The 19,179-nt window shown below is 63.1% G+C and carries 18 protein-coding genes; 7 read left to right on the forward strand and 11 right to left on the reverse strand.

Translation table 11 applies throughout. The annotated features are described in order from the left end of the window. Nucleotides 1-39: 39 nt before the first annotated feature. The 3 genes from BLW40_RS04810 to BLW40_RS04820 all read right to left on the reverse strand — a co-directional run bounded on the left by BLW40_RS04810 (nucleotide 40) and on the right by BLW40_RS04820 (nucleotide 2,348). Nucleotides 40-1,128 (reverse strand): ParA family protein, encoded by a 1,089-nt coding sequence (locus tag BLW40_RS04810; protein WP_074766081.1) that lies wholly within the window; start codon nucleotides 1,126-1,128, stop codon nucleotides 40-42. Nucleotides 1,129-1,295: 167 nt separating this feature from the next. Next, complete coding sequence (gene msrA / locus BLW40_RS04815) at nucleotides 1,296-1,928, reverse strand: peptide-methionine (S)-S-oxide reductase MsrA (RefSeq protein WP_074766083.1); 633 nt, start codon at nucleotides 1,926-1,928, stop codon at nucleotides 1,296-1,298. A gap of 54 nt (nucleotides 1,929-1,982) precedes the next feature. Beyond that, a complete protein-coding gene (locus tag BLW40_RS04820) occupies nucleotides 1,983-2,348 on the reverse strand; it encodes a hypothetical protein (RefSeq protein WP_074766085.1) in 366 nt (121 codons plus the stop codon). Between the two features lie 257 nt (nucleotides 2,349-2,605). Between BLW40_RS04820 and BLW40_RS04825 the strand changes: the two genes are divergently transcribed. After that, a complete protein-coding gene (locus tag BLW40_RS04825; protein ID WP_074766087.1) occupies nucleotides 2,606-3,385 on the forward strand; it encodes a GNAT family N-acetyltransferase in 780 nt (259 codons plus the stop codon). An 82-nt stretch (nucleotides 3,386-3,467) separates the two neighbouring features. On the opposite strand, the gene rnd is transcribed toward BLW40_RS04825, so the two are convergent. Then, nucleotides 3,468-4,667: a ribonuclease D gene (gene rnd, locus BLW40_RS04830; RefSeq protein WP_074766090.1), complete on the reverse strand. Its 1,200-nt coding sequence runs from the start codon at nucleotides 4,665-4,667 to the stop codon at nucleotides 3,468-3,470. A 267-nt stretch (nucleotides 4,668-4,934) separates the two neighbouring features. Here rnd and aspS point away from each other — a divergent pair, with 267 nt between their 5' ends. Further along, nucleotides 4,935-6,737, forward strand: coding sequence for an aspartate--tRNA ligase (gene aspS, locus BLW40_RS04835; RefSeq protein WP_074766092.1), 1,803 nt, complete (start codon nucleotides 4,935-4,937; stop codon nucleotides 6,735-6,737). A gap of 203 nt (nucleotides 6,738-6,940) precedes the next feature. Here aspS and BLW40_RS04840 read toward each other — a convergent pair whose 3' ends face one another. Continuing rightward, nucleotides 6,941-7,426, reverse strand: a complete 486-nt coding sequence (locus BLW40_RS04840; protein WP_074766094.1) for a Fur family transcriptional regulator — start codon at nucleotides 7,424-7,426, stop codon at nucleotides 6,941-6,943. A 171-nt stretch (nucleotides 7,427-7,597) separates the two neighbouring features. Between BLW40_RS04840 and hisI the strand changes: the two genes are divergently transcribed. Then, complete coding sequence (gene hisI, locus BLW40_RS04845; RefSeq protein WP_074766096.1) at nucleotides 7,598-7,999, forward strand: phosphoribosyl-AMP cyclohydrolase; 402 nt, start codon at nucleotides 7,598-7,600, stop codon at nucleotides 7,997-7,999. Nucleotides 8,000-8,017: 18 nt separating this feature from the next. Then, nucleotides 8,018-9,127: a CobW family GTP-binding protein gene (locus tag BLW40_RS04850; protein WP_074766098.1), complete on the forward strand. Its 1,110-nt coding sequence runs from the start codon at nucleotides 8,018-8,020 to the stop codon at nucleotides 9,125-9,127. Nucleotides 9,128-9,184: 57 nt separating this feature from the next. Here the strand turns inward: BLW40_RS04850 and BLW40_RS04855 are convergent, their stop codons facing one another. The 5 genes from BLW40_RS04855 to BLW40_RS04875 form a co-directional block, all read right to left on the reverse strand. Beyond that, the gene (locus BLW40_RS04855) at nucleotides 9,185-9,502 is read right to left on the reverse strand and encodes an ArsR/SmtB family transcription factor (protein ID WP_074766100.1); all 318 of its coding nucleotides are present in this window, start codon (nucleotides 9,500-9,502) and stop codon (nucleotides 9,185-9,187) included. A gap of 187 nt (nucleotides 9,503-9,689) precedes the next feature. Next, a complete protein-coding gene (gene dxs / locus BLW40_RS04860; RefSeq protein ID WP_074766102.1) occupies nucleotides 9,690-11,621 on the reverse strand; it encodes a 1-deoxy-D-xylulose-5-phosphate synthase in 1,932 nt (643 codons plus the stop codon). 13 nt (nucleotides 11,622-11,634) lie between these two features. Then, nucleotides 11,635-12,540, reverse strand: coding sequence for a polyprenyl synthetase family protein (locus BLW40_RS04865; protein WP_074766104.1), 906 nt, complete (start codon nucleotides 12,538-12,540; stop codon nucleotides 11,635-11,637). A 19-nt stretch (nucleotides 12,541-12,559) separates the two neighbouring features. After that, a complete protein-coding gene (locus tag BLW40_RS04870) occupies nucleotides 12,560-12,805 on the reverse strand; it encodes an exodeoxyribonuclease VII small subunit (RefSeq protein WP_074766106.1) in 246 nt (81 codons plus the stop codon). A 184-nt stretch (nucleotides 12,806-12,989) separates the two neighbouring features. Next, complete coding sequence (locus tag BLW40_RS04875) at nucleotides 12,990-13,922, reverse strand: histone deacetylase family protein (RefSeq protein ID WP_074766108.1); 933 nt, start codon at nucleotides 13,920-13,922, stop codon at nucleotides 12,990-12,992. Between the two features lie 94 nt (nucleotides 13,923-14,016). Between BLW40_RS04875 and BLW40_RS04880 the strand changes: the two genes are divergently transcribed. From BLW40_RS04880 to BLW40_RS04890, 3 genes are all read left to right on the forward strand, one after another. Then, nucleotides 14,017-14,799: a TlyA family RNA methyltransferase gene (locus BLW40_RS04880; protein ID WP_074766110.1), complete on the forward strand. Its 783-nt coding sequence runs from the start codon at nucleotides 14,017-14,019 to the stop codon at nucleotides 14,797-14,799. Nucleotides 14,800-15,403: 604 nt separating this feature from the next. Beyond that, complete coding sequence (locus tag BLW40_RS04885) at nucleotides 15,404-16,081, forward strand: response regulator transcription factor (RefSeq protein WP_074766112.1); 678 nt, start codon at nucleotides 15,404-15,406, stop codon at nucleotides 16,079-16,081. Beyond that, nucleotides 16,068-17,453 carry a sensor histidine kinase gene (locus BLW40_RS04890; RefSeq protein ID WP_074766114.1) on the forward strand — a complete coding sequence of 462 codons (1,386 nt, stop codon included), beginning with the start codon at nucleotides 16,068-16,070 and terminating at the stop codon, nucleotides 17,451-17,453. The genes BLW40_RS04885 and BLW40_RS04890 overlap by 14 nt, the downstream gene beginning before the upstream one ends. Nucleotides 17,454-17,555: 102 nt before the next feature. On the opposite strand, the gene BLW40_RS04895 is transcribed toward BLW40_RS04890, so the two are convergent. Continuing rightward, nucleotides 17,556-18,227 (reverse strand): FxDxF family PEP-CTERM protein, encoded by a 672-nt coding sequence (locus BLW40_RS04895; protein ID WP_074766116.1) that lies wholly within the window; start codon nucleotides 18,225-18,227, stop codon nucleotides 17,556-17,558. Nucleotides 18,228-19,179 lie beyond the last annotated feature (952 nt).

Consider the following 19,179-nt stretch of genomic DNA (forward strand, 5'->3'; position numbering starts at 1 on the left):
ATGACTCGACAGGAGCAGGGACGGCGGAGGAGCGGGCGCTTACAATCCGACGATGTCGGAGAGACGGCGCAGGCCCTCCAGGCTGGCTCCCAGCAAGGCGATCACTCCGGCCAGCATCAGCAGCAGGAATACCGCCAGCGACAGCCGGTTGTCGATGAAGAAGTGGATCACCCCCAGATGCCAGCGTTCGGCCAGGGTGCGGTCGCCGTACAGCAACCGGTCCAACTGGCTTTTGCGCTGGCGCAGACCGGCGGCAGTGGTGGGGCCGGTGGCTGCGGCAAGGTCGCCCCGCCAATGCAGCAGGCGGTCGAGGGCGACGTCGCGGGCGGGGCGGGGCGCAACGGTTTCGCCCGCCTTGGCGGCGATCGCGGTGTGGCGGTCGAGAAACTCCTCGGTGAAATCGAGGTGGGATTGCGCGGCGGCGGAGCGGGGCGCATAGACGCAGACCGGCAAACCGGCGGTGGCGGCCTCGATCACCATATTGTCGCGGGGAATCTGGCTGCGATAGACGGTGCCGCCCAGGCGCGAGCGGATCAGGTCGCCGATCCGGCGGGCGGTCTTGTTGCGGTCGTGAATGGTGAACAGAACGCCCTGGAGCAGCAGCGACTTGTTCAACCCTTCCTGGACGTATTTGATCGAGGGCAGGGTCCGCAACAGCCCATCATTGGCGTAGGGCGTCGCCGTGACCGGGATAACGACGGCATGGGCGGCGGCCAGCGCGTTGATCGGCAGAATACCGAGGGCGGGCGGGCAATCAATCACGACGTAATCGCAATCGAGCTTGGCATTGGCAAGAATGGCGCTCAGCGTCCGTTGCGAGTTCTGAAGCTCGGACAGCTTGATCTCGATTCCGGCGAGGCTGTAGGTCGAAGGCAACACCCGGACCCCGTCGAAGGGGGTGTCGCGGATCACGCTTTCGACCGGAGCGTGGTTGATGAACAGGTCGTAGACCCCTTCGCGGGTCTTGGGGTCGATCCCCAGGCTTTTGGTCGAATCGCCCTGGGAATCCAGGTCGATGACGATGACCGATTTCCCAAACGCGGCCAAGCAGACGGCAAGGTTAGTGCTGGTGGTGGTCTTGGAAATACCGCCCTTTTGGTTGAATAAGGCGACGATATACGGTCTCATGTTCGCCTGTCGTCGAACAGGTGGCGGGGGTGGATCGCGAAACGAGACCTGAGCATTTCCTGTAAATCCCCCAAAGACGCTCTTTGAAACCGGCAACGCACCACTTATGACCTAAGCATAGATAAAGGCAGCTTGCAACCGAAGAGGTCGATAACCCTGCTCCCGCCTCAGCAAAGCCGGACCCCGGTTCCCCGCAATCCGCAATAACCGTTGGGATTACGGGCCAGATATTGCTGGTGTTCGGGCTCGGCCCAAAAGAACGGACCGGCGACGACGATCTCGGTCGAAATGACGCCGCGACCGGCCTGGCGCAACGCCGCCTGATAGGTCGCCTGCGAGGCCTGGGCCAGACGCTCCTGCTCGGGCGAGGCGGTCAGCACCATCGAGCGGTACTGGGTGCCGACATCGTTGCCCTGGCGCATGCCCGCCGTCGGGTCGTGCGCTTCCCAGAACAGCCGCAGCAGGGTGCCATAGGAGATGATGGCGGGATCGAAGGCGACCAGCACCGTTTCGGCGTGGCCGGTGCGGCCGGAACAGACCTCTTCATAGGTCGGGTTGGCAGTAAAGCCCCCGGCATAGCCGACCGAGGTCGAGTACACCCCCGTCTGGGTCCAGAACAGTCGCTCCGCTCCCCAGAAGCAGCCGAGAGCGAACAAAGCCGACTCGATCCCATTGGGAAACGGCGGCAGCAGGGGCGTGCCCAGCACCAGATGCCGTTCGGGCACCAGCATCGCCTTGGTCCGGCCGGGCAGGGCCTCGGTCGCACTCACCATTTCCGTCTTGTCGCGTCTGCCGAACATGGTCGCCGGTCCCTCCAATCATTCGCACCGACACACAGATATGGGGACGCCGTCTCAGCGTAGCGAGACCGCCGCCAGAACCAAAGCGGCGATGACCGCGAGTCCACCCAGAAAAATATAGCGCTGCTGGCTGTTGCGGGCGTCTTTTTCGGCGATGCGGCGTTGCAGCCAACGGATGGTGACCTCGGCGGCGGCGGCTCCGGCAAAGTCGCTGAACACCCCCTGGATCGCCGAGGGTTCGAATACACCGTCGTTGAATTCGTGCAGGGTGAAGCGGCACCACTCCCCCTCGTGCTCGACCTGACAGGCCCAGTCCCGCACTTCCCAGCGCGAATTGACCCGCCGCGTCGGTTTGGCCGACTCTTCTTGGTGGAACGAGAACTGGAACCCCTCGACGAAGGCTATCCGTGTCTCCGCCATCTTCTCTCCCCCTGTGGTTCGGCACCGGGTGGGTCAAGACCCATTCCCTGGATGCCATGTGTAATAATTAATTCACCACGATTGAACAAGTCTTCAAGATATATGTCATCCCGTGGACATCGGCGATAGCTGAACTGTCGCGACGCCGGTAATTTGCACCAGGAGTGCTTGGGAAACTGGTCTCGTGCAGGAATGTCGTCTCCGGTTCCAGACTTCGTTTCAATTGTTCATCAACAATTCATCAACCGAGGTGCGTCTTGACCCACCAGGACCTGGTTGTCCAAGCCCTCATGCCGGCCGTCCCCGGCGCCGTCGAAGTCCGTCTGGCCGAAAGCCGGGCCGAAATCGAAGCGGCTCAACGCATCCGCTACCGGGTGTTTTACGAGGAAATGGGGGCAAAGCCTACCGCCGCGATGCGCACCCAGGATCGCGACTTCGACGAATATGACGATGTGTGCGATCATCTGCTGGTTCTGGCCGAGGGCGAAGTGGTCGGAACCTATCGTTTGATCCATCGCGCCGCCGCCGCCCGGATCGGCCATTTCTATTCCGAGGGCGAGTTCGACCTGTCGTCGCTGCTGGCGACGCCGGGTCCGATCCTCGAGTTGGGGCGCTCCTGCGTCGATGCCCGCTGGCGTCATCGCGGAACCCTGCAAATGCTGTGGCAGGGGCTGGCCGCCTATATGGTCGAGAACGATATCCGCCTGCTGTTCGGCTGTGGCAGCCTACCCGGCACCGATCCGGCGGTGTTGGCTCCGCAGATTGCCTATCTGCGCGACAATCATCTGGCCCCGCCGACGTTGCGCGGGCGCGCTTTGTCCAGCCGCGACAGAATCGATTTCGCCGCGATCGACGCGACATGGGACGCTCGTCGTGTGCTGGCCTCGCTGCCGCCGCTGCTGAAGGGCTATCTCCGCCTGGGCGGGATGATCGGCGACGGGGCGGTGATCGACCACCAGTTCAACACCACCGACGTTCTGGTCGTCGTCAACGCCGCCGATATCGCTGGTCGCTACGTCAAGCGCTTTGCCGCCTGACCTCTCGGCGACGCAATAGAAAAAGCCCCCGGAGACTGAACGGCTCCGGGGGCTTCTCGTTGTCGGGCGATGCCGGTTGGTATCAGTCGGCCGTTTCGAGTTGGGGGGCGTCGGTCGCGTCATCCGGATCGGTCGGGATCAGACGCAGGTGGCGTCCGTCCTTGCAAAAGCCCAGCCCCAGCCGCCCGTTCTTCAGCCGCAGCGCATCCTCGCCGAACAGTTCGCGCCGCCAGCCACGCAAGGCGGGGACGTCGGCGGCGTCGGTCGCGGCGATCGCATCAATATCGGCGGAATTGGCGACGAGGCGGCTGGCGACGCCGTGCTCATCGCACTTCATCTTCAGCAGCACCTTCAACAGATCGACGACGGCCCCCAATCCCTTGGGCACCTCGATCCGATCGGGTGGGACCGGGCATTCGCTTTCCGGCATCTCAAGGCCGCGGCGAACCGCTTCCAGGATCGCCTGTCCCATCCGTCCTTCGACCAGCCCCTTGCCGATGCCGCGCATCCGCCCCAATTCGGCGGTGTCGCGCGGATGGTGGGCGGCGATTTCGGTCAGGGTCTCGTCGCGCAGAACCCGCTGGCGCGGCAGGTCGCGATCCTGCGCCTCGTGTTCGCGCCATGCCGCCAGTTCCTTCAGGACCGACAGGAAGCGGGGCGAGTTCGAGCGCGGCTTCAGCCGCCGCCACGCCTGGGCCGGATCGACCCGATAGGTCGCGGGATCGGCCAGGATCGCCATTTCCTCGGTCAGCCATTCCAGCCGCCCGTTGCGTTCCAGCTTGCGGACCAGCTTTTCATAGGCGACGCGCAGATGGGTGACGTCGGCCAGTGCGTACTGAACCTGTTTGTCCGACAGGGGGCGGATCGACCAGTCGGTGAAGCGCAGCGACTTGTCGATGCGGGCCTTGGCCAGCTGTGCCGCCAGGGTCTCGTAGCCCACCGCGTCGCCAAAGCCGCACACCATCGCCGCGACCTGGGTGTCGAACAGCGGAGTCGGCAGCGCGCCCGCGATGTGGAGGAAAATCTCGACGTCCTGGCGGGCGGCGTGGAAAACCTTCAGCACCGAGGTGTCGGCCATCAGGTCGAACAGCGGCGCGAGGTCGATGCCCGGAGCCAGGGGATCAATGACGTGGGCTTCCTCCGGCCCGCCCACCTGCACCAGGCACAGGATGGGCCAATACGTCTTCTCCCGCATGAACTCGGTATCGACGGTGACGAAGGATGCGGATTTCATTCGCTGACAGAAAGCCGCCAGCGACTCGGTATCGGAGATCATCGGCATGATGGAAAGTGATACACCCGCCGGGAGGGGGCGGCAAGGACAACCGCTGCCCATTTCAAGCGGTTGTCGCCAATTGCGGCCGCTCCGGCCTATACTGTCCGGGCGCGTCGGATCGCCCCCGATCCCTTTCGCGCCGCCCCGCTCGCCGCCGCGTCGGGTTCGGCGAGGCTGTGGGGGGCCAAACCGCCTTGACAAAGGCGGGGCGGGGGTGCCTTTCTTCGCGGTTCCGGGCCAGCAGGCTGTCGAAAGTACGGAGTCACGGTCACCATGCATGTCTATAGAACCCACACCTGCGGCCAGTTGAAGGCCACGGACGCCGACTCGCAGGTCCGGCTGTCGGGATGGGTCCATCGCAAGCGCGATCACGGCAATCTGCTTTTCGTCGATCTGCGCGACCATTACGGCATCACCCAGTGTGTCGCCGATATTTCCAGCCCGGTGTTCTCGGTGCTGGAACGCGCCCGCCCGGAAAGCGTCGTCACCGTCACCGGCAAAGTGGTGCTGCGCTCGGCCGAGACCGTCAATCCGCGCCTGCCCACCGGCGCGATCGAATTGCAGGTCGCCGAGGTCGAGATTCAGTCGATTGCCGACGTGCTGCCGATGCAGGTGGCAGGCGACCAGGACTACCCCGAGGATATGCGGCTGAAATACCGCTTCCTCGATCTGCGCCGCGAGGACGTCCACGCCAACATGATGTTGCGGGCCAAGGTGATCGCCTTCCTGCGCCGGGCGATGCAGGACCAGGGCTTCACCGAGTTCCAGACCCCGATCCTGACCGCCAGCAGCCCCGAGGGCGCGCGCGATTATCTGGTGCCGTCGCGGCTCCATCCCGGCAAGTTCTATGCCCTGCCGCAGGCCCCGCAGCAATTCAAGCAGATGCTGATGGTCGCGGGCTTTGACCGCTACTTCCAGATCGCGCCTTGTTTCCGTGACGAAGCCGGCCGCGCCGACCGCAGCCCGGGCGAGTTCTATCAGCTCGATTTCGAGATGAGCTACGTCACCCAGGACGACGTGTTCGCCGCGATCGAGCCGGTGCTGGAAGGGGTGTTCCGCGAGTTCGGCCAGGGCCGCGCCGTCACTCCCGCGCCGTTCCCTCGCATCGCCTATGCCGACGCGATGTTGAAATACGGCTCGGACAAGCCCGATCTGCGCAACCCGATCCTGATCGCCGATGTCACCGAGCCGTTCCGCGGTTCGGGCTTTGGCCTGTTCGCCAAGCTGGTCGAAAAGGGCTCGGTGGTCCGCGCCATTCCGGCCCCCGGTGCCGCCGGTCAGCCGCGCTCGTGGTTCGACAAGCTGAACGAATGGGCGCGCGAGAACGGCGCGGGCGGTCTGGGCTATATCCAGTTCGCCGCCGAAGGCCCGAAGGGGCCGATCGCCAAGAATCTCGATCCCGAGCGGGTCGAGGCGATCCGTGTCGCCGCCGGTCTGTCCGAGGGCGACGCCGTGTTCTTCGCCTGCGACAAGCCGCTGGCCGCCGCCAAGTTCGCCGGTCAAGTTCGTACCAAGCTCGGCACCGAACTCGACCTGCTGGAAAAGGACGTGTTCAAGCTGTGCTGGACCGTCGATTTCCCGATGTACGAGTTGAACGAGGATACCGGGCTGGTCGAATTCTCGCACAACCCGTTCTCGATGCCGCAGGGGGGGATGGAGGCGCTCCAGACCCAGGATCCGCTGACGATCAACGCCTATCAGTACGACATCATCTGCAACGGTATCGAACTGTCGTCGGGCGCGATCCGCAACCATCGCCCCGACATCATGTATAAGGCGTTCGAGATCGCGGGCTATACCGCCGCCCACGTCGAAGAGCATTTCGGCGGCATGCTGAACGCGTTCAAGTTCGGCGCGCCCCCGCATGGCGGTGCCGCTCCCGGCGTCGATCGCATCGTGATGCTGCTCGCCGACGAGCCCAATATCCGCGAGGTGATCTTGTTCCCGATGAACCAGCAGGCCCAGGATCTGCTGATGCAGGCCCCGGCGGCGGTGCTGCCCGAGCGGCTGCGCGAACTGCACCTGAAGCTCGATCTGCCCAAGCCGAAAAAAGACGCCGAACCGACGGCGTCCTGACGCCCGGCTCCGGTCCCAATCGAAAGGCCGATCCCTCGCGGGGTCGGCCTTTTTTATATGAGTTTGTCGCTTGCGCGACCGGGCTGCCGCCCAAACCCGCTTGCGGGCCTTGGCCCGCAAACACCCCTTGAATTTAAAAGGAGGGTCCGGGAGGATTTCCTCCCGGTCGGGGTGAGGGGCGAAGCCCCCTTTGACGGCTTCGATTACGCGGTGTCGCCCGCCTGGGCTCGGCAGGTGGGGCAGAGGCCTTCGACCTCGATGGTCTGGTGGCTGACGGAAAAGCCGAGGCGGGCGGCGGAGAGGGCGATTTCCCGGTCCAGCGCGGGATCGTCCAGTTCGGCGGCCATGCCGCATTGGGCGCAGAGCAGGATCTGGCCGCCATGGGCGTGGCCGGGATGGGGACAGCCGATGAAGCCGTTGCGCGAGGCGACCCGATGGATCAGCCCGTGGGCGAGCAGGAAGTCGAGGGCGCGATAGACCGTCGGCGGCGCGGCGGAGCGGCCGAGCCGACCCAGGCTTTCCAGCAGGGCATAGGCTCCGACCGGGCGGTGACTTTCCCACACCAGTTCAAGCACGATCCGGCGGATGTCGGTCAGCCGGGCGCCACGGCGGCGGCATTCCGCTTCGGCGGCGTCCAGCGCGGCGTGGATGCAGGCGGAGTGATCGTGAAGAGCGGCGGGAAAGGCCATGCTTGGTCCGTCTGTTTTGTTATGTTATAACATACCTTCCCTTTGATGATCGCATGGGAGAGACGGGTTGCGAAGGGCAATTCCCCGATCCGGACGCAACGGAGTGCCAGGGCTTTGCGTCGGAGCGCGGCTGGTCTATATCAAGGGTCCATATTGCCCTGGGAGAGCCTCATGTCCGCCGCCATCGACCCGACTGCCGCGCTTGGCCTGCTGAAATTCGATTCCGATGGATTGGTGGCGGCGATCGCCCAGCAGCATGACAGCGGCGAAGTGCTGATGATGGCCTGGATGAACCGCGACGCGGTGATCGAGACGCTGGCGACCGGTCAGGTCTGCTATTGGTCGCGCTCGCGCTCGCGGTTGTGGCGCAAGGGCGAAAGCTCGGGCCAGCGCCAGCGTCTGGTCGATTTCCGCATCGATTGCGATGGCGATACCATTCTTCTGTGTGTCGATCAGGAGGGGGTTGCCTGTCACACCGGGCGACGCCACTGTTTCTATACGGCCGTCCGTCCCGAAGGATTGGTCGAGATCGCGCCGGTGCTGGTCTCCCCCGACCAGCTTTACGGAGCCTGAACCAAGGATACCCCCCCGATGAGTCTGATTCCCGTCACCGTGCTGACCGGCTTTCTCGGCAGCGGCAAGACCACTCTGCTCAACCATCTGCTGGCCCGGCCGGAATTGTCGGACACCGCCGTGCTGATCAACGAGTTCGGCTCGGTCGGGCTTGACCATCTGCTGGTCCGCCCGCTCGCCGAGACGGTGGTGCTGCTGCAATCGGGTTGCCTGTGCTGCACGGTGCGCGGCGATCTGGTCGAGGGAATGCGCGACCTGTTCATCAAGCGGACCCGGGGCGAGGTGCCGGACTTTTCGCGGGTGGTGATCGAAACCACCGGTCTGGCCGATCCGGCCCCGATCATCCACACGTTGATGACCGATCCGATGATCGCCTCGCGCTACAAGCTGGATGGCATCGTCGCCACCGTCGATGCCGCTTGCGGCGACCATACCCTCGACGCCCAGCCCGAGGCGGTCAAGCAGGCGGCGGTGGCCGACCGGCTGATCCTGACCAAGACCGATCTGGTCACACCCAAGGCGCTGGCGGCGTTGCGGGCCCGGTTGGCCCACCTCAATCCTGGCGCGCCGATTATCGTCGCCGATCATGGCCGGGTCGATCCCGCTTCGATTCTCGATGCCGGTCTGTTCAGCCGGGATTCGAAGATTCCCGACGTCGCCCGCTGGCTGAACGAGGAAGCCTATCGCGATCACGGCCACGACGATCACGATCACGATCACGGCCATAAGCACGGGCACCACGACCATGGACATAAACACGAGCATCATGGGCACGGGCATCACGGCCACCACAGCCACGATCCCAATCGCCACGACGACCGCATCCACTCGTTCGTCTTTACCACCGATGAGCCGGTGTCGTGGCCCTCGCTGGCCTTGGCGCTGGAGCTTATGATTTCGTCGAAGGGCGAAAATCTGTTGCGGGTCAAAGGCATCGTCAATGCCCGCGATGTACCGGAACCGCTGGCGATCCATGGCGTCCAGCACGTCTTTCACCCGCCCGCGCCGTTGCCGGGCTGGCCCGACGACGATCACCGCACCCGGATCGTCTTCATCACCCGCGATCTCCCGCGCGAGATGGTCGAGGAATTGCTGTCGGGGGTTCTCGCCCTCGATTTGGCCGGATAGGCGACGGATTCGGACAAGGGGCGGGGCCGTAGCGGCCCCGTTCCGGGGCGCCGCGAGCTATTCGGCGGCGCAGGATTCCTGCGGCGCGCAATAGAGGCGATATAGGGTGTCGATCACCGCTCCGGCCTCGCGCCCGGCGAGGGAATAGAAAATGGTCTGGGCCTGGCGGCGGGTCGAAACCAGACTGTCGCGGCGCAAACGGGCGAGATGCTGCGACAAAGCGGACTGGCTGAGGCCGATCACCCGCTCCAACTCGCCGACCGATTTTTCACCCGGCAACAATTGGCACAAGATCATCAGGCGGTGTTCGTTGCTCATTGCTTTGAGCAAAACGCTGGCTTTGCGGGCGCTATCGTGAAGCTTGTCGACATCCATCGATGCAGAATCCTCGCTGTCGGACGAGATATATAAGATATCACTGAATTGAAGAAATTCAATGATACCCGGAAAAACGCATACTGACACGGTGATTGCCGGGGAACAACGCCACAAAATTGTTATATGTGCACAAAAAACCGGGCAGCCTTGGGAAAAGGCTGCCCGGTCGGTTTTAGGTCACCCTTCAGGCGCGGGCGGTCAGCTTGGGATCGTTCAACGCGGACAGAACGGTGTGGACGATGCCACCGGCATTGAGACCGGCCTTCTCGTACTGCTCCCACTGGGTGTCATGCTCGATGAAGACATCGGGCAGGATCATGGGACGGACCTTCAGGCCGCGATCAAGCGCGCCCTTGCTGGCCAGCAATTGCAGGACGTGACTGCCGAAACCGCCGATCGAGCCTTCTTCGATCGTGACCAGCACTTCATGCTCGCGGGCCAGCAGCAGAACCAGCTCTTCGTCGAGCGGCTTCATGAAGCGGGCGTCGGCGATCGTCGGCTTCAGGCCGAGAGCGGTCAGTTCGTCGGCTGCCTTCAGCACCTCGACCAGCCGGGTTCCCAGCGACAGAATCGCCACCCGGTTGCCTTCGCGCAGGATGCGGCCCTTGCCGATCGGCAGAACCGAGCCACGGTCGGGCAGTTCGATCCCCATTCCCTCGCCGCGGGGATAGCGGAAGGCGGAGGGACGGTCGTCGATCGCAGCGGCGGTGGCGACGGCGTGCATCAATTCCGCCTCGTCCGACGGACACATGATGACGATGTCGGGCTGACAGCCGAGCAAGGCCAGATCGTAGGCTCCGGCGTGGGTCGCCCCGTCGGCACCGACCAGACCGGCGCGGTCGATCGCAAAGCGCACCGGCAGCTTCTGCAACACCACGTCATGCTGCAACTGATCGTAGGCGCGTTGCAGGAAGGTGGAGTAGATCGCGCAGAACGGCTTCAACCCTTCGCAGGCGAGACCGGCGGCGAAGGTCACCGCATGCTGTTCGGCGATGCCGACGTCGAAACAGCGGCCGGGAAAGCGCGAACCGAAGCGGTCGAGACCGGTTCCGGCCGGCATCGCTGCGGTGATGGCGACGACGCGGTCGTCGGCTTCGGCTTCGGCCAGCAGGGCCTTGGCGAACACCGAGGTGTAGGACGGCGCGTTGGCCGCCGGTTTCTCGAACTGACCGGTGACGACGTCGAAGCGTCCGACGCCGTGATATTTGTCGGCGGCGGCTTCGGCGGGGGCGTAGCCCTTGCCCTTCTTGGTCACGACGTGGAGCAGGACCGGGGTATTGGAGTCCGAATCGCGGACGTTCTTCAGCACCGGGAGCAGATGCTCGAAATTGTGACCATCGACCGGGCCGATATAGAAGAAGCCCATCTCCTCGAACAGGGTGCCGCCGCCGGTGACCATGCCGCGGGCATATTCCTCGGCGCGCTTGGCGGCGCGTTCGAGCGGAGGCGGCAGCAGATGGACCAGATCCTTGGCGATGTGGCGGATCGAGTGATATTTCGGCGACGACATCAACCGCGACAGATAGGCGCTCATCGCGCCGACCGGGTGGGCGATCGACATGTCGTTGTCGTTGAGGACGACGATCAACCGCGAGCCCTGGGCTCCGGCATTGTTCATCGCCTCATAGGCCTGACCGGCGCTCATCGCGCCGTCGCCGATGATGGCGATGACGTTCTTGCTGGTCCCTTGCAGATCGCGACCGACTGCCATGCCCAGCGCCGCCGAGATCGAGGTCGAGGAATGGCCAGCCCCAAACGGGTCGTATTCGCTTTCGGCCCGACGGGTGAAGCCCGACAGACCGCCGCTGTGGCGCAGCCCCAGCATCTTGTCGCGCCGCCCGGTCACGATCTTGTGGGGATAGGCCTGGTGACCGACGTCCCAGATCAGCTTGTCGTTGGGCGTGTCGAACACATAATGCAGGGCGACCGTCAATTCGGCGACGCCCAGCCCGGCGGCAAGATGGCCGCCGGTGTAGGACACGGAATGGATCATGGTCTGGCGGACCTCTTCGGTCAGCCGGATCAGTTCCTCAACGGTGAAATCGCGAAAATCCTCCGGACCGGAGATCCGGTCGAGCAGGGGCGCTTTCGGGAGACGGGGAGGAGTTGCACTCATGTTCGGAATTGCCTCAGGAACGGCGCTGGACGACGAAGCGGGCGACATCCCGCATCAGATCGGCCGCTTCGCCGAAGGGATCGAGGTGACGGCAGGCCTGTTCTGCCAGCATGGCGGCCTGCGACCGGGCACGGTCGAGACCAAGAAGGGAAACAAACGTGGCCTTGCCGGCATCGGCGTCCTTCTGGACCTGCTTGCCGACTTCCGCGGCGTCGCCTTCGACGTCGAGGATGTCATCCGCGATCTGGAAGGCCAGACCGAGATCGTGGGAATAATTCCGCAGGGCGAGCCGCAACTCGCCATGCGCCTTGCCCAGGATCGCACCGGCCTCGCACGAGAACGAGAACAGCCGCCCGGTCTTCATCTGCTGCAACCGGGTGATCCCGGCGACGTCGAGATCAAGGGTATGGGCCTGAAGGTCGATCATCTGGCCGCCGACCATGCCGAGCGCGCCCGAGGCGTGGGCCAGTTCGCTGACGAGATCGCAACGGACCTGGGGATCGGGATGGGTGGCCGGGTTGGCCAGGATCTCGAACGCCCGGGTCTGGAGCGAATCGCCCGCCAGCAGCGCGGTGGATTCGTCGAAATGGCGGTGGCAGGTCGGCCGACCGCGGCGCAGATCGTCATTGTCCATGCACGGCAGATCGTCGTGGATCAGCGAGTAACAGTGGATCATCTCGATCGCGCAGGCGACCCGGATCGCCGCGCTTTCGGCAACGTGGAACAGCGAGGCCGATTGCATGACCAGGAACGGCCGCAGACGCTTGCCGCCGTCGAGGCTGGAATAGCGCATCGCCTCGATCACGCGGTTTTCCGGACCGTCGGCCAGCGGCAGCAGACGATCGAGTTCGACATTGACGGCCTGACTGGTGACCGTGAGGGCCTCGGCGAGGCGGGGAGAAATCGAAGACTGGCTCAAAGGATCACCCGATTGTGGATCACGCAAGGTCGGCGGGTTCAGTGGAAACAGCCCCATCTGGGCCGGAAACGATACGGTCGACCTTGGTTCGTGCCTCTTCCAGCCGGGCTTCGCAATGCTTTTTCAGCGCGGCGCCCCGGGCGTAGGCGGCAATCGAATCGTCCAGGCGTCCACGCCCTTCCTCAAGCTGGCGCACGATGCGCTCCAGTTCGGCCAAGGCGTCTTCGAAGCTGAGGGCGGTAATGTCTGGCGGCAGGTCGGCCATGGGTCCTTGAAGATCGTGGTCATTGCGTCTGAGTGTTGGTACCCAGGGGCGCGGAAGCGCGGAAGTTTACGGGCGCTCTTCGCCGAAGGCAAGCGCGGCGCGACGAAGAACGCCGTCGGATTTTCCGGAAAAGGACCGGTCCGGCTGGGGCGGCGCACAAAGAATTGGCAATTCAAGCCGCTGACTAAAATCCCATCAGGGCGCGGACATGTTCGCGGGTGCTGTCGGCCAGGGCGCGCAGGTCGTAGCCGCCCTCCAGCAGCGAGACGACCCGGCGTCCGGCGAACTCCTCGGCGACCTGAAGAAGCTGCCGGGTCGCCCAACCGAAATCGGCGGTGGTCAGCCGCAGGTGGGCCAGCGGGTCCGAGGCGTGAGCGTCGAACCCGGCGGAAATGATCAGGAAATCGGGGGCGAACTCACGCAGGCGCGGAATCAACATGTCGGCGAACGCCATCCGGAAATCGGCCGAGCCGGTTCCGGCGGGCAGGGGGATGTTGACGATCACCCCCTCGCCTCCGGTCTCGTCGGCCGAACCGGTGTTGGGGTAGGCGTGTTCCTGGTGGGTCGAGGCATAGAAGGTGCCGGGCTGGTCCCACAGAATCTGTTGGGTACCGTTGCCGTGATGGACGTCGAAATCGACCACTGCGACCCGCTTGAAGCCATGGGCGTCGCGGGCATGCAAGGCGGCGATGGCAGCGTTGTTGAAGAAACAGAAGCCCATCGCCGTGCTGATCTCGGCATGGTGGCCGGGCGGGCGGACGGCGCAGAAACAATTATGGACCTGCCCGGCAGCCACCGCATCGACAGCGGCGATTCCGGCACCGGCGGCGCGCAAGGCGGCCTCGCCCGATTGTTCCGACAGCACCGTGTCGTTGTCGAGCGCGTGCTGCCCCGGTCCGGTCGGCACCGAATCCAGCACCAGATCAATATATTCGAGCGGATGGGCGCGCATCACCTGTTCCATGGTGGCGCGGGGGGCGGTATCGCGCAGCAGCATGGAAAATTCCTCGCTCTCCAAGGCGGCGATCACCGCCTTGATGCGGTCGGCACATTCGGGGTGATAATCCCCGGTGTCGTGTTCCAGGCAGAGCGGATGCGTGTACAGGAGCGTGGTCATGCGGCCGAATCACCCCGTGTTCGGAGAATATGGGTTTATTCTCCGGGATGGACGGCGCAATTTCCATCTCTGATTTTGATGGAGTGCAGAGGGAATGGCGGAACGCAAACGGGTGGACCAGCTTCTGGTCGATCGCGGGCTGGTCGAAAGTCGGGCCCGCGCCCAGGCGCTGGTGCTGGCGGGGCTGGTTTTTTCCGGCGATCGCCGCGTCGATAAGCCCGGTACGGCGGTTGCCGAGGATTATCCGCTGACGCTGAAAGGCCAGGACCATCCCTGGGTCTCGCGCGGTGGCCTCAAACTGGCCCATGCGATCGAGACCTTTGCGATCGACCCGTCGGGCAAGACCGCGATTGATGTCGGGGTCTCGACCGGCGGCTTTACCGACGTCTTGCTGACCCATGGAGCGGCAAAGGTCTACGCCGTCGATGTCGGTCACGGTCAATTGGCCTGGAAACTGCGGACCGATCCCCGCGTTGTGGTGATGGAGCGGACCAACGCCCGCCATCTGACCTCGGCCGAAATACCCGAGCCGGTCGATCTGGTGGTGTGCGATGCCAGCTTCATCGGGTTGGAGACGGTGTTGCCCGCCGCGATGGCGTTGACCCGGCCCGGCGCGATTCTGGCGGCGCTGATCAAGCCGCAATTCGAGGTCGGAAAGGGACGGGTGGGCAAGGGCGGTGTTGTCCGCGAGCCGGAATTGCATCAGGAAGTGTGCGAGCGGATCAGGGACTGGCTGTCGTCGCGGCCGGGCTGGCGGGTCGAAGGGATTTCGGAAAGCCCGATCCAGGGACCGGAAGGCAATCGCGAGTTTCTGATCGTTGGGCGGCGCGACCAATCCGATGAGCCCCAGGAAAACCCGATCATTACGAAAGGTTAATCGGACCGAAAGGGCGCGGTAATCCGATCGCAGGCATGATGCTTACATCAGCTTCAAACATCAGCCAAGACGTTTACCTGATAGCCCGTTCTTCCTCTCTGTTTCGGCGGTTTTGAACTCCCGCCACCTTGTGCGCCTTACCCCCCCCTGTCCCCCCAGGAAGGCGCACACGTAAAGGCCAGAACCGTGTCCCCCCATGGTCTGGCCGCCCAAAGAAGCCCCCCGTGCCGGTCCCCCCTGGCGCGGGGGTTTTTCTTTGCCGGTAACGATTATTTGCCCGAATGGTTACCAAAGGTTCATCGCGGCGAAAGGGCGCGGTAACCCCGGCACGCCCATGATCACATCATAAGCTTTGCCGACCGGCCACGGTTTCGGCCCATGACTTTCTCGATTGATCCAAAGGGTTTGGCGGTTTGACCTCACCGCCGCGGTGCGCCTCTGCCCCCCCCAGGGACGGCGCACCGACTTATAGGGTCGGGCGTGCCCCCCGGCGTCCGGCCCTTCCGGCAAAAGCCCCCACGCTGTTTTCCGATGGCGCGGGGGCTTTTCCATGAGGGGGGAAGGATGTAAGGTTCGGCCTCCCAACTGTGACCGAAAGGGCGACATGCGCATTCTGGTGATCGAGGACGATACCGAGGCCGCCGCCTATATGGCCAAGGGGCTGAGGGAAGCCGGTCATGTCGTCGACCTTGCCGCGACAGGCACCGACGGATTGTTCATGGCGACCAGCGAACGCTGGGACGCGATGATTGTCGATCGCATGCTGCCCGGATTGGATGGGCTGGCGATCATTCAGGCGATCCGCGCCTCGGGCAACGTCACCCCGGTGCTGGTCCTGTCCGCCCTGGGCAAGGTTGACGACCGGGTCAAGGGGCTGAAGGCCGGGGGCGACGATTATCTGGTCAAGCCCTATGCCTTCGCCGAATTGCTGGCCCGGATCGAGGCGCTGTCGCGCCGGGTCTCGGCGGCGCAGCCGGAAACCCGGCTGAAGGTCGAGGATCTGGAGATGGATTTGCTCGGCCGCAGCGTCACCCGCGGCGGTCAGCCGATCGACCTGCAACCGCGCGAATTCCGTCTGCTCGAATATTTGCTGCGCCATGCCGGTCAGGTGGTGACCCGGACGATGCTGCTGGAAAACGTCTGGGAATATCATTTCGATCCCCAGACCAACCTGATCGACGTTCACATCAGCCGTTTGCGCCAGAAAGTCGATAAGGATTTCGACCCGCCCCTGATTCATACGGTTCGTGGCGCGGGGTACACGCTTCGTGCGGCCCGCTAGCCTTCTCCGCACCACCACCTTCCGGCTGGCGCTGAGCTATCTCGGCATCTTTACCGTTTCGGCGGTGGCGTTGCTGGCGTTGGTGTCGTGGAGCACCACGATGTTCATCGAGTGGCAGGTGCAGGAGACGGTCGAGGCCGAAGCCACCGGTCTCTACGAAGTCTATCGCGACCGCGCCATTCCCGGCCTGTCCGAGATCATTGCCCAACGCACCCGCCAGGATATCGACGGCCGCGCCACCTACGCCCTGCGCGCGGGCGATGGCCGGATCGTCGCGGGCAATCTACGCGCCTGGCCGACCGAAGTCGGGACGATGCTGGGCTGGGTCCGCTTCAACCTGTTGCCGGTGGTCGAAGGCGGCACCGGAATCGAGGTGATGGCCCATGCCTACGAACTGGCCGACGGTCACCGTCTGCTGGTTGGCCGTTCGCTGGCCGATGCCAACCGGGTCAAATCGGCGATCAATCGCGCGCTGGGCTGGGGATTGGCGCTGACGATCCAACTGGGGGTGGTCGGGGGCTATTTCACCAGCCGTCATCTGCTCCAGCGGGTGGAGGAGATGAGCCGCACCGCCCGCAACATCTTTGGCGGCGATACCAGCCAGCGGATGACCTTGTCTGGCTCGGACGACGAATTCGACCAACTGGCCGAGAGCTTCAACGAGATGATGGACGAACTGGAACGGCTGCTGGAAGGCATCCGCACCGTTTCCGACAACATCGCCCACGATCTGCGCACGCCGCTCAATCGGTTGCGCTCGCGAATTGATCTGGTGCTGCTGGGGCCGTCGGAGTGCGAGGCCTATCGCCGCACCCTAGAGGAGACGCTGGCCGACGCCGACAATCTGCTGGCCACCTTCAACGCGATCCTGACGATTTCCCAGGCGGAATCCTCGGGGCGGCTGGAGCAGTTCGAACTGATCGATCCGGCCCAACTGGCCGGAGACGTGTTCGAATTGTACGAGCCGCTGGCCGAAGAAAAGGATCTGAAGATTACCTTTGGCGGCGAATCCGGTTTGTCGCTGCGCGGCGACCGGCATCTTTTGTTCCAGGCCCTGGCCAATCTGGTCGATAACGCCGTTAAATACACCCCCGCCGGGGGCGAGGTGGGGGTGCGGGTCGCCGCTGCGGGCGGCAATGGCGGTATTGCGATCACCGTCAGCGACAGCGGCCCCGGCGTGCCGGAAGAAGCCCGACATAATGTGCTCGAACGCTTTGTCCGGCTGGATTCCACTCGCTCGACTCCGGGCAACGGACTTGGCCTGTCGCTGGTTCAGGCGGTGGCGCGTCTGCATGGCGCTCAACTCAGCCTGGGCGATAATTCCCCCGGTCTGGTGGTGCGGCTCGATTTCCCCCCGCCGCAAGAAGCCTGATCGGTTCTGGCCAGAGCGGCCACCCCCTCCGCGCGTCGGAAAATGCCCTGCCGAGATTAATCGGCAGGGCATCCGTGATCAGACCGCGCATAAGCGGCCAGATCAGACCGCATTTTCCTTCTGACGGCGGCGGGCAAGCGCGCCCAGACCGAGGAGGGCCGAACCGAACAGCGGCAGGGCGGCCGGCAGCGGAACCGGGCTCACCGCCACGGTGCCGGCATAGCTGCCAACATTACCTTGGTCCACAACGCCGTTGACGATCAGGGCATAGGTGCCCGACGCCAGATTCGCGAACGTCTGGATCAAAGTTAAAGTCGCGGCGTGGGTGATGGGATCGACGGTGAGCGGATTGCTGACGCTCGTCGGGGTGATGGTGTTGAAGATGTTATTGGAATCGAGATATTCCAGGGAGAAGTTCAACCCGGAGATCGGGGTCACAACGGCAAAGGTTTGTCCGACATGCGCGCTGCTGGGCACGCTGCTTGCGGACAAAACAAACGAATACGTATTGACGAAATTCACCGCACTGTTGGTCGGGTTGAACGTATTGATCGGCGAGACGATGCCGTTCCAGATCGTGGAGGTGTACGGGCTGAAGTTCCCGGCCTGGGTCGCCGTGTTGTTGACGTTGGCGCCGAAAGTGTAGTTGCCAGCAAGGCTCAGCGTGCCGAGGTCGGCGTGGCTGCTGACCGTGATGATAGAGGCATCGGCAAATGTCGGAACAGCGATCGCGAAAACCGCAAAAAATGCTGCGGCAATTGCAGTTTGTCTCATGATGTATTCTCCCGTACTCATGTTGAGCCGTGTAATTATATTAAGAATCTATGGGCAAGCCCGAGGTGGCGGGATCGTCCAGTCGAAAGCCGAATTCAGCGCCACATCGCAAGGACATGGTTCCGAACGGAAACCAGGGTGCGGGAATCTGAGAGCTCTGCATCACCGGATCGAGATAACAGCTTTAGCAACTCTTCCATGATGCCCCCACATCACGCCCCCTTGTCGGCTGATCCCGAGATTGTTTCACTCTGGGTTTCATAAGAAAGCATCGGAAACCACTTAAAGGATAGAAAAGGCAGGTAGAAACCCCCGTATCGCACGCGGAATGTCGAGGCAGTGCCTGGGAGATCGGCCGTATCGGAATCATCCTGCGGCTTCGTTTTCTGCCGATGATGTGAGCCACCTTGTCCGGGAAGACGCATCTTCAACGCGCCCCCGAACGATGGAGATGCTGTTCAGATTCCAGAATAATAAAATTTCATTAACAGTTTATTCATCCGCATATTTTGCGGTATTGAGTATTATTTAATTATACGTGAATTACTTATTAGTAACAACTTATTGTTAAAATTCAAATTTGCGGTCATATTTAAAATATCGTTGTCATTGATTTGTTGAAACTAAAAATTCTATTTACACAGAAAAGATTTTTTTGAAATCAATCCGCATTTATTTCTAAATTTATTTGGTTATACCACCTGCGTATATTCCGACCCTGTCCTATTCCACCTATGGCTTAATATTATTCGGGTGAATTTGAACTAAAGGTCATTGGTGTCGATCCCAATGCCTCATCGCTCATGTGACTGCGGACCGCTCATTTCAGCAGAAGACCGCCCCGATGTCCGTCGTCCGCCCGATGAGTGCAGGAAGCGCCTTGCCGCGCTCCGGGTCCACCCTCGATACGGCAACGGCTCGTCCTGGGGCAAAGACAGGGCTCGGCCACCAG

The organism is Magnetospirillum fulvum, from assembly GCF_900108475.1.
GTDB classification, from domain to species: domain Bacteria; phylum Pseudomonadota; class Alphaproteobacteria; order Rhodospirillales; family Magnetospirillaceae; genus Phaeospirillum; species Phaeospirillum fulvum_A.